Below are 10,832 nucleotides of genomic sequence, written 5' to 3'. Positions count from 1 at the left end.
AAGGCTGGTTACGATAATGGCGTTTGCCTCGTAATCGGGGTGCGCTTTGATGAAGTCTTTGTACGCCACGCCGGCCTTAGCTTGCAGTGCAGGCGCTTTTTCCTGATACTCTTTCATCAGGTCTTCTTGCTTTTCGCCCTTTTCCATGCGTTCGTTAAGCGACTTGATGAGCGCATCCAACTCCGAGTTTGAGTTTTCAAGAGCGTTTTTCATCTCGGCGAACTCCTTGTAGAACTTAGAGCCCTCGTAAGTATATTTGCCGTCTGCGTCGCCGTTTAGCACAAGTGTTTCTCCCGGAACGCCAACAAAAGTAAGGTATTGGCGCGATTGTCCCCTAACGGCTTCGGGCGTTGCCACGGTCAAATCGGATACCTTTGCGAGTTTAACGGTAAAGTCGAACGCACCGTTTTTCATCACGCAAGTATCGCGAGGACTGGGGTTATGCCCTGGTTCGGCGACAAAAAGGATTAGCGAGTCGCCGAAGTTTTTCAGCGTACCCTTCACTTTCAACACGCCTTCCGCGGGGTTGGCAGCGTTGGCAGTGAGCATAGCGGCCGTTGTTAAGACGGTAGTTAGTATTCTTTTCATTGTTTTAAGTATGTGTATTTGGTGTCAATTTATTACGCAAAAATACATTAAGAAAATGGTTTTTCACCGCATTTTACATTTTTTATCTCATAAAATAGGTGTTTTTAATATGGCGAGGTGTACTTAGTGGGTGATTTTTAGCGCATACCATCAGTTAAATTATATCTTAAACGGATGAAATATTCAACGAAATGGCTAACTTTGCACATTATTATAATAATATAAACGAACAGAAATGATTAATTCGCAAGAAATCAAGATCGGCACATGTATCCGTCTTGACAACCAGATTTTCACTTGTATCGACTTTCAACATGTAAAACCCGGCAAGGGAAACACCGTGATGCGTACCAAGTTGAAGAACGTTACCACGGGTCGTGTGCTTGATCGTACGTTCCAAGTTGGCTTTAAGTTGGAAGACGTTCGCATCGAGCGTCGTCCCTATCAATATTTATATAAGGATGGCGAGGAATATATCTTCATGAACCAAGAGACCTTCGAGCAAGCCCCCATTGCCAAAGAGGCTATCACGGGTGTTGAGTTTATGAAAGAGAACGACGTGGTGGAAGTTGTTACCGATACCACAGATGGAACCGTGTTGTTTGCTGAAATGCCCGTGAAAACGGTGTTGCGCATCACGCACAGCGAGCCTGGCATCAAGGGCGACACGGCTACTAACGCCACAAAGCCCGCCACTTTGGAAACGGGTGTGGTGGTACGCGTGCCCCTCTTTATCAACGAAGGCGAACTGATTCAGGTTGACACGCGCGACGGGTCGTACCTGCAAAGAGTGAAAGAATAAGACAATAAGGCCCCGATGCTCACCTCCAACATGGCGTTGGAGGTGGGTTTGGCCTTTCTCGCCACACTGCTACGAAAGCCACAAACCTACTTCGCACCACGCCTAAAACATGCCGCCAAATGAAATACTCGTTTATCGTACCCGTTTATAACCGCCCAGACGAGGTGGACGAACTGCTGGAAAGCCTTACCCGACAATCCATAACCGACTTTGAAGTGATTGTTGTTGAAGATGGTTCGGCCGTTCCTTGCCACGATGTATGCGAGAAATACCGCGGCTTGCTCAACCTACATTATTATTATAAGGAGAACTCTGGGCCAGGACAGAGCCGCAACTACGGCGTTGAAAGGGCCAAAGGCGACTATGTGTTGATACTAGACAGCGACGTGGTGGTGCCGTCTGGCTACCTGCAAGCCGTGGAAGACGAGCTGAACGCCAACGATGCCGATGCTTTTGGCGGCCCCGATGCGGCCCATCCCTCGTTTACGCCCAAGCAAAAAGCCATTTCTTACTCGATGACTGCTTTCTTAACGACGGGCGGAATACGCGGCGGAAAGAAGAAGATGGATAAGTTTTACCCGCGTTCGTTCAACATGGGCGTGCGGCGCAGTGCGTATTTGCAGCTTGGAGGGTTCTCGAAGATGCGCTTTGGCGAAGACATCGACTTCTCGATACGTATCTTTAAGGCGCAACTTCGTTGTCGTTTGTTCCCCGAAGCATGGGTGTGGCACAAGCGGCGTACGGATTTTCGCAAGTTCTTCCGTCAGGTTTACAACAGCGGCATCGCCCGAATAAACCTCTATAAGAAGTATCCCGAATCGCTAAAACTGGTGCATCTGTTGCCTATGGTGTTCACCTTAGGGGTTATTTTGCTTGCTGGCGTGGCCTTGGCAGGCGTTGTTTCATGGCTGTTAGGCTGCGTGGTGTTGGGCCAATGGCTCGTTATAGCCGGTGTTTCGCCCCTATTGGTTTACTCGTTGGCCCTTTTCGTGCATGCGCTTACCATGTTTGGCAGCCTACATATCGCCTTGCTTAGCGTGGCAGCAGCCTTTACTCAGCTAATGGGCTATGGTTTTGGGTTCTTGCAAGCATGGTGGCGGCGCTGTGTTAAGGGAAAAGACGAGTTTAGTGCCTTTGAAAAAACTTTTTATAAGTAAGTAGTAAGTCGTAAGTAGTAAAGGGAGTAAAGTAGTAAAGGGAGTAAAGTAGTAAGCGAGGATGAGCAGTTAAGCTAGAATGCCTAGATACCATAAATACAACCAGGCGGCCTGGATTACTTAGAACAACTAGAAAGGCTAGAATAACTAGATTGCCCAGAAACCCCTAGGATAACTAGATTGCCTAGAACAACTAGATTGCCTAGAATAACTAGATGATCTAGAACAACTAGAAAGCCTAGAACAACTGGATAAGTTAATAAGCGTAGTCATCTTTTCACGCTTGCTAGTTGACGAGTTTACAAGTTAACCAGTTAACAAGTTAACGAGTTGACAAGTTGATGGGCGTTAGCCATTTTTTCACCTTTTCACCCTTTCACTCTTTCACCTATAAAAGCTCTTTCACCTTTAAAAGTCTTAATCATGAAAATCATTGATTTGGCGGAAGAAGACCGCCCGCGAGAGAAAATGGCGCGCATTGGCGCCGAAAACCTAACCAATTCCGAACTTTTGGCCATCCTTATTGGGTCGGGTTCGGTGAACGAATCTGCTGTTGATTTGATGAAACGCATGCTCAACGACTGTGGCAACAGCCTTAAACGCCTTGGCCGACTTTCGTTTAACGAGCTGATGAACTATCGCGGAATTGGCGAGGCCAAGGCCGTTACCATCATGGCGGCGTGCGAATTGGGCAAGCGTAGACAGCAAGAGCAGGCCGAAGAACGGCAAGACCTTGGTTCGGCAACGGCCATCTACAACTTTATGCACGCCCGAATGCAAGACCTCGACGTGGAAGAGGCGTGGGCTTTGCTGATGAATCAGAACTACAAATTGATTAAGGCTTTTCGTATTTCGCATGGCGGCATCAGCGAAACGGCCGTTGATGTGCGTGTTGTTATGCGCGAGGCCCTGCTTAACAACACCACCATACTGGCGCTTTGTCATAATCATCCCAGCAACAACACGTCGCCTAGCACGGCCGACGACCGACTTACACAAACCGTAAAGAAGGCTTGCGAAACCATGCGTATCCATTTTCTAGACCACATCATCATTACCGATGGGCGTTATTACAGCTATCACGAGGAAGGAAGGCTTGTGTAAAGGCTTTTAAAGGTGAAAGGGTGAAAGGGTGAAAAGGTGAAAAAATGGCTAACGCCCATTAACTTGAATGCTTGGTTGTTCTAGGCAATCTAGGTATCCTAGGGCTTCTAGGCAATCTAGTTGTTCTAGACTTTCTAGTTATCCTAGAGTTTCTAGGCAATCTAGTTATTCTAGGTAATCTAGTTTTCCTAGTGCTTCTAGGTAATCTAGTTTTATAGGGCATCTAGGCATTCTAGCTTAACGGTGCATCCTTCCTTACTTCCTTACTACCTTACTACCTTACTACCTTACTACCTTACTACCTTACTACCTTTAGCACCTTTACCTCCTTACTACCTTTACCTCCTTACTACTTACTTTAACCTTACGGCTGCGATTCGCCTTCCACATACTGCTCCATAAACATATGTTCGCCATCGAACACGGCATAAGTGAATTGCCAAATCCAATCGCCGAGTATCATCATGCGCGTTTTCTTCGATAGCATCAGGTCGAGCTCTATGTGGCGGTGGCCATAGAGAAAGAAGTCGATGTTGTTATGGTCCTTCATATAAGCCTTAGTGTACAGCACAAGATACTCCTTATCCTCGCCCATGTAAGGCGGTTCTTTGCCCTCGGCACGTTTCATTCTGCTGTGTTTGGCCCAGTTAAGACCGAAAGCCATGCCCCAACGGGGATGCAAGGCGTTGAAAAGCACTTGGCAAAAGCGGTTGTGAAACACTTTCCGCAACAGCTTAAACGAATTGTTGGGGTCGCCCAACCCATCGCCGTGCGCCAAATAGAACACCTTTCCGTATATCTCTGTTGTAAGTGGTTTCTTATGTACAATCAGTCCGCACTCCTCTTCCAGGTAGCCGTATGTCCAAAGATCGTGGTTTCCCACAAAGAAATGCACCTCAACGCCCATGTCCGTCAGTTCGGACAGCTTGCCTAAGAAGCGCGTATAGCCCTTGGGCACCACCATCTTGTACTCGTTCCAAAAGTCGAAGAGGTCGCCAAGTAAATAAATCGCCTCGGCTTTGTGCTTGATGCTGTCCAAGAAACGCACAATTCTCCGCTCGTGCATGCGGCCATGTTCGATGGCCAACGAGCCGAGATGCGCGTCTGAAAGAAAATAAACATTCTTCATAACCAAGGGTTTTAGTGGCCTTTGCTTATTCAAATCCCAGTTCCACGCGGGCCTCGTAGCTCATCATGCTTTGGTCCCAAGCGGGTTCGAACACCAATTCGATGTTCGCAGAGGTAACTCCTTCGATGCTTTCCACCTTTGTGCGCACGTCTTCGAGAATGAAATCGGCCGCCGGACAGGCTGGTGCAGTGAAGGTCATGTCAAGGTCTAGCGTGCCGTCTTCGTGCAAGTCAACCTTGTAAATCAATCCTAAGTCGTATATGTTAACGGGAATTTCGGGGTCGTAAACCGTTTTCAGCACATCAATAATCCGTTCTTCTATCTTCAATTTCTCTTCTTGTGTCATAGCTATATCCTTTATTGTTCTACCAACAAAGTTAATGAAAAAATATCGAACGGCGACGAAAGCAAAGCGAAAAAATGGTATAATCTGCCGTTAGCGAGCGCGAAAAGGATGCACACGGCCTTTGGCCACTTAGTACTTTACTTGGAAATAATCAAGCCGCGCCTTATAGCTATCTTGTGCCGTTAAGCAGGTGTCGAGGAGATATTCTTTTATGCTTAGCCAGTTGCGAAGACCGCGATAATAAAACATTTTCAACTCCTCGGTGATGATGAAAGGCACAATATGATGGTTAAGACATTCCTTAAACATGATAAGCCTACCAATGCGCCCGTTGCCGTCTTGGAAAGGATGGATGGTTTCGAACCGATGATGAAAGTCGAGAATGTGTGTTAGCGAAACCTCTTTTATTGCTCGATATTCCTTTAATAACGTGCGCATAGCCTCGCCAACCTTTTGTGGAGCAATTGTTTCGATGCCACCCACCTCGTTAGGCAGCCGCTTATAGTTGCCTGTGGCAAACCACGATTTGGCCGAATCTGATGTTGAACTCTTCAATAAGGCGTGCAAATGCTTAATCATTCGTTCTGTTAAGGGTGCCTTGGCGCGTGATATAATGAAGTCGACACAGCGAAAGTGGTTGGTGGTTTCCACAATGTCGTCCACCTTGATGGCCTTGTCTGTAAGGCCAATCGTGTTGGTTTCGAAGATGTATCGCGTTTGTTCCTCGGTAAGGCAGCTGCCCTCGATGTGGTTAGAATTGTAGGTTAAGGCTATCTGCGTATGGTGGTAGATGCCTCCTTTCATGCCACAGTCCTTCTCTCGCCTAAGCGTTTCGAGCAGTGGCGATATGCTTTCGTTGGCGTTTCTGCGTGTGGGCAGGGTAGCATTGGTGGGTACGCACCACTTTCTTCCAATGCGTTGTGCACCCAAAATCTTGCCCTGTGCGCAATAGCTGCGCACTGTACGTTCGGCCACGCCATGTGCCTCGGCAAACTCTTTCGTAGAAACAAACTGCATATCTGTTGGCATATTAAACGTTTAAGCTATTGCAAAAATACACATTTTATTGCTGACCACAGCACCAAAGGGTAAATGTTTGCCACTGATTTTTAGTCTATGTTGTAAGTTTAAGGCTAGATTGTCCACCTGATGGCGTTGGTCGTGTTCGTCCCCACTGGTGGATGATGAGTGGCAGATAGGTATGGTTTGTGCGGCGTTTTGCCGCAGGTGTGATGGGCGTTATCGCCACACAGCGTGGGTGTGCACGCTTTGCCAAACCTGCGAAAGGTTTGTTTTTGGGCGAATTGTGTAGACAATGGGCGGTTGTGCATGGGTGGAAATGTAATGTTTTTAGTAGAGTTTTTAACATTGTGAGTGCCTTTTTAGTCGTCGAGTGGATGAGTGGCGGCAAAAAATCGATTCTCGCGAGAGTTGGTTTCGGTACAAAATGGGGCTTTGTGCATAACTAGCTATTTGCATATTTATGTTGTGTTAAACGCAACTTTATGCAGAGTGGCCGCTGTTTGATGCGAATATCATGCTATTTGCGGCAAAATGCACTGCGTTTTGGTGCTAAATGCACTGCGTTTTGGTGCAAAATGCAAGGCGATTTGCCGCTAAATGCACTGTGATTTGCCCCTAAATGGCAGGCAAAATGTATAAAAATGCTGTGGGTGTAGGGGGCAAAAACCTTTGCGCGCGATAGAAAAAGTGTGTAGAAAAGGTGCAAAATGGCAGTAAAAAAGTGGAAATCTAGGGGTAAAAAGCCGTTTTTGGGGAGTGAAAAATGATGAGCTGCCGACAAACTAGCGAGCCAATTTGATGCTAAATGCAGGTTTTTGTGTCAAAAAAGCGAGGAGGGCGACACCCATAACAGGGCAAAAACATGCTTTTTACGTGGTTTTTACCCTCCTTTTTCTCTAAAAGGGCTGTGGCTGGGAGAGGTGTTTTGTAAAGAAAAGAAATCGAATTTAACGGATTGGGGAAGGGTAAACAGCAGGTTAAAGGTGGGGCTAAAAATTACCTTTGGTGTGTTGGTGATATCTGGTAAAGTGGATGCTTACGTACAAACAACATCCCTTGTTATCCCGAACAGGACGAATGGATAAGGCCTAAAAACAGCGTGGGTGTTTTTAGGCCTTATGATTTTGCGCGAGTTGGCAAGCCTGTTTTTACTGCTTTGCGTTTAATGCTTCGAGTATCATTGCTTTCAGCTCAGGTTTGTTGGGGGCGGGGGCAGCGAAAGATAGTACGCGGCCTTCGCGGTCGATGAGCATAAATCGGGGTACGCCCGTTACGTGATAGTCTACGGCGAAACCCTTGGTCCAGCTGTCGATAAAGATGAGGTTGCCCGTGAGTCCGTGCTCTTGAATGAGCTTTTCCCAGCGGTCGCTCTCCGCCCATACGCCAAGGCAGACGCTCATGAATGCGAGATCGGGGTGCGACAATTCTTTTTCCAGTTGCTTGAAATAGGGCATCATGCGGATGCAGGGTGCGCACCATGTGGCCCAAACGTCTATAACAACTACCTTTCCGCGCAAATCGCTCAGCGATAGTGTTGTGCTGTCGGGGCGAATGCCGCGAAAGTCGATGGCGGTTTGTCCCACTTTCGACCAGGCCAATGCTTCTTCGATGGGCTTTAACGCCTGCTGTAACCGCGAGGATAGGGGAGTGTCTCCCCAGGCGCGGAGCAGTGCCATGTACTTCTCGTCGTAGTTCAGGCCTTGTGCCACTTGGTAGAGATAGGCCTCTCGCAATGGTTCGCTGGACAAAAGCGAGAGACGTTGCCGATAGTCTTCCTTGCCGATGTTTTGCTTTTCGGCAAGGTAATCTACATAAAGTGCCAACATCTCAGGAGCGTAGGGCAGGCGCAACACGCTTTTGTCGCTAAACAGTTGCTTGTAGTCTTGCAGTGCGGCGGGCGGAATGAAGTTGTCGTCCACGGCGTCTGGATTGTTCTTCCGATAGGAAAGCATGTAGAATGCAAGGTCGGCATCTATTTTCAGTTGCAGCAAGCTGTTCTTGTCTGCCTTGCCATTCGCCTTACGTTTCAAAGCAGCGGCGGTTTGTTTCAGCACTTCCATCTCTTTCAAGAATTGCTGGGGCTTTACCGTCTTTCCCCCTGGCGTGTGGTTATAGAGGTAGGCATGGTAGAACACGGGCGCGCTTTTGGTGGCCCAGAGGGCGAAATCTTTCTCGTGGGCATTGCCGTTTGTAGGCAGCACAATCAAATCTCTGCCATAGTTCACGGCCAGTTGTGCGCCGTCTTTCAGGTATATGGCATGTTTTAGCTTGTTGTTTTCGTCGGTGCTAAGCACGTAAAGCCCATTGTAAGGCACAGCCGATTTGAGCACAAACTTTCCTCCGGCGATTTGCGCTGTGGCGCAAAGACTATCCAGTCCGTCGTTGATGGCGTAAAGGCTTACCTTGTTTCCCAAGTCGGGGGCTATTGTCCCGCGAATGACGATGGCTGCATACGATGCGAAGCAGAGGCATGCTGCGGTGAGAACCGTTATTGTTCTTTTCATTGAATGTTTGGAATGATGAGTTTAATTTGCTGTTGTTGCGATAATGTGGCGTTGCTTGTTGTGCCTTGGGCAAAGCGTTTTGTTTGCCTAAAAAGGATGTTTCGGCGCTTAGAACAGGGTTGAGGTGTAGAAACCGTTTTTGGTTTGGCTCATGAAACAGGCGCGTTTCACCTCGCCCTTACCTTCCAACACCTTGACGGCAGGCTTTACATTGCCCGCCGGCACGGGGTGCAGGTATAGCTTATAATGTCCGTTTTGGGTGGTGGCAATGGCCAGATAGTCGAACCATGTGCTGTCTAACCCGTAAGGCGCATACTTTAAGAACTCCATGTAAGTAACCTGTTCGCCCGAATTCCAGCTGATGCCTTGCGCTGTTTCGGTGTTGTTATCGAGGTTGCAGGCATAAAGGCGGTTGTCTTTGGCAAAATAGATGATGCGGTTGTTTTGGTTCAGGGCGCGGTGGGTGGCCTGTAACACGTTGAGCGAACCGTCCAACTCTTCGGATTTTCGTATGGGGTTGAGGTCCATCCCGTTGGGTTTCCCGTTCAAGGTGAGCAAGAGATATTTGCCCGTGTCTTTGCGTTTGACGATGGCTAAGGCCTCATCGCCTTCGTTGTAGGCCGCCGTGGTGCGCCCACCCATGAAGACAAGATCCATGTTCATGTTCTTTGGGGAAAGCGGCCCGTTGCCGTCTACGAAGTAGTTGATGGCGGGCGAAGTGCGGCTCACGCTGCACAGCGAGCTGTTCTTGGTGTTGAACAGCAGGGGGAGTGCGCGCCCAGAATGGTGGATGGGTGAGAGATTGTAGTCGCCCAGTGTTTTAAGGACGAACTGTTTATAGATGTCGTACTTCGAATTGAAGAGCGTGTAAACAAAGTCGCCCACATATACATGCACGTCTGACGGGCCTGCGAACATGTCGCGCACTTCGCGGCGTGCGGGTTCTTCCACAAAGAGTTCTTCATAACCACGGATTATTTTGCCCGTGAAATAATCTAACACGGCCAAGTCTTTGTTGCTGGCAACGAACACGGCGTTGACGCGTGTGTCGCGTAAGGTGGCGGTGTTGAAGTTCCAATAGTTGATGGTGAAATAAAGATTTTGTGCCGCTCCTTGCAGATGGTGGCCGTTGGCGGCGTGCACAATGTTGGGTTTGGCTTTCGTTTCCGAGAAGAAATCGATGTCGGCACTGTCGCTCTCGCTTTTCAAAATCCACCATCCCGTGTCCATGTCGGTGGTTACGTATAGGTCGTATTGTTCGTAGGCAAACACGCCCGTGGCCCTGTCTTTGGCACATAGCCGCAGTTTATAGTTGCCCACGCTCAGGTTCACGTTATAGTCTAGGTTGCGTTGCCGCGAGATGGTGTCGGCCTGTTCGTTCCATGATGCAGCGGCAGGTATCACCATCCAGAAGCAATCGTATTGCCTGTTTTCGGGATAAATCTTGGGTGCGATTTGCAGTTTGTCGCCCGTAGGGTTAACGGTGTAGGCCTCGTTCACCCCTGTAACGCGAATGTTGATGGGCGGCTGATAGTCGTAGTTGCCGTTGTCTGAGAAACAACTGCCAAGCAAACAAGCCATTGCGAGGGCTGAGAAAATAGCTATATGTTTCATCGTGTTATTGTCTGTGTTGGTTAGATAAAGAGAAAGGTGTCGGCTGTGTCACACCCTTGAAGGGAAAGTGACGAGCGGACTGCTGGCGTTGGTGGGGTCTTCGCGCATTGGTGCTAAGCCAGAGGCGATGTTGGCAGGGTCGCTGTTGAATGCTTCCAACGCCTCGATGAACTTACCGCGCCAGTAAACGATGAGTTCTTGCGACTTGTTCGCCTCCGCAATCCATACATCGTCTACCTTGCCGCCCACCACCTGCATCATCAACCGGTGTTTGGGCGCGCTGTAATTACCCAGGTAGGCCTTGGTGGTGTAGTTCCAGTTGGAGGGCATTTCCAACTTGTCGGATATGATGATGGTTTGTTCTTGCAACCTGCGTTCGCCCAAAGCGAAGTCTTCGTTCTCCTTCAACCGCAGGCGCAGGCGCACGCTGGCTTTCTTCAACGATGCGTGGCGCAACACCACAATGCCCACGCTGTCTTTAACGCGGCCGGCCTTGATGGTGAATAAAGGCCGTATCGACTCGTCGTTCAGCGGCACATAGTGTGTGCCGGGTATGGCTTTGTCG

10 protein-coding genes are annotated in these 10,832 nt (G+C 48.7%); 3 read left to right on the top strand and 7 right to left on the bottom strand.

The annotated features are described in order from the left end of the window. A partial coding sequence (locus BN93_RS06620; protein ID WP_157462769.1) for a DUF4369 domain-containing protein occupies window positions 1–588 on the bottom strand: 588 nt, incomplete at its 3' end. A gap of 235 nt (window positions 589–823) precedes the next feature. Here BN93_RS06620 and efp point away from each other — a divergent pair. The 3 genes from efp to radC all read left to right on the top strand — a co-directional run bounded on the left by efp (window position 824) and on the right by radC (window position 3,651). Continuing rightward, entirely contained in the window at window positions 824–1,390 is a 567-nt protein-coding gene (gene efp, locus BN93_RS06615) for an elongation factor P (protein WP_019187550.1), read from the top strand. Between the two features lie 119 nt (window positions 1,391–1,509). Next, complete coding sequence (locus BN93_RS06610) at window positions 1,510–2,547, top strand: glycosyltransferase (protein ID WP_019187548.1); 1,038 nt, start codon at window positions 1,510–1,512, stop codon at window positions 2,545–2,547. A 423-nt stretch (window positions 2,548–2,970) separates the two neighbouring features. After that, window positions 2,971–3,651, top strand: a complete 681-nt coding sequence (gene radC, locus BN93_RS06605) for a RadC family protein (RefSeq protein WP_019187547.1) — start codon at window positions 2,971–2,973, stop codon at window positions 3,649–3,651. A 364-nt stretch (window positions 3,652–4,015) separates the two neighbouring features. Here radC and BN93_RS06600 read toward each other — a convergent pair whose 3' ends face one another. The 6 genes from BN93_RS06600 to BN93_RS06570 form a co-directional block, all read right to left on the bottom strand. Further along, a complete protein-coding gene (locus BN93_RS06600) occupies window positions 4,016–4,780 on the bottom strand; it encodes a UDP-2,3-diacylglucosamine diphosphatase (protein WP_019187546.1) in 765 nt (254 codons plus the stop codon). A gap of 25 nt (window positions 4,781–4,805) precedes the next feature. After that, window positions 4,806–5,126: a metal-sulfur cluster assembly factor gene (locus BN93_RS06595; RefSeq protein WP_019187545.1), complete on the bottom strand. Its 321-nt coding sequence runs from the start codon at window positions 5,124–5,126 to the stop codon at window positions 4,806–4,808. Between the two features lie 129 nt (window positions 5,127–5,255). Then, a complete protein-coding gene (locus tag BN93_RS06590; protein WP_019187544.1) occupies window positions 5,256–6,155 on the bottom strand; it encodes a Fic family protein in 900 nt (299 codons plus the stop codon). Window positions 6,156–7,297: 1,142 nt separating this feature from the next. Beyond that, entirely contained in the window at window positions 7,298–8,653 is a 1,356-nt protein-coding gene (locus BN93_RS06580) for a TlpA family protein disulfide reductase (protein WP_084768709.1), read from the bottom strand. 108 nt (window positions 8,654–8,761) lie between these two features. Continuing rightward, window positions 8,762–10,267, bottom strand: a complete 1,506-nt coding sequence (locus BN93_RS06575) for a PKD-like family lipoprotein (protein WP_084768707.1) — start codon at window positions 10,265–10,267, stop codon at window positions 8,762–8,764. 48 nt (window positions 10,268–10,315) lie between these two features. Continuing rightward, on the bottom strand, window positions 10,316–10,832 hold a 517-nt coding region (locus BN93_RS06570; protein WP_019187540.1), incomplete at its 5' end, for a DUF4843 domain-containing protein.

The sequence above is a fragment of the Prevotella conceptionensis 9403948 genome (assembly GCF_000312305.1).
Taxonomy (GTDB): Bacteria; Bacteroidota; Bacteroidia; order Bacteroidales; family Bacteroidaceae; genus Prevotella; species Prevotella conceptionensis.
Note: the sequence above shows the minus strand (reverse complement) of the source record. Positions and strands in the feature narration are given on the sequence as shown.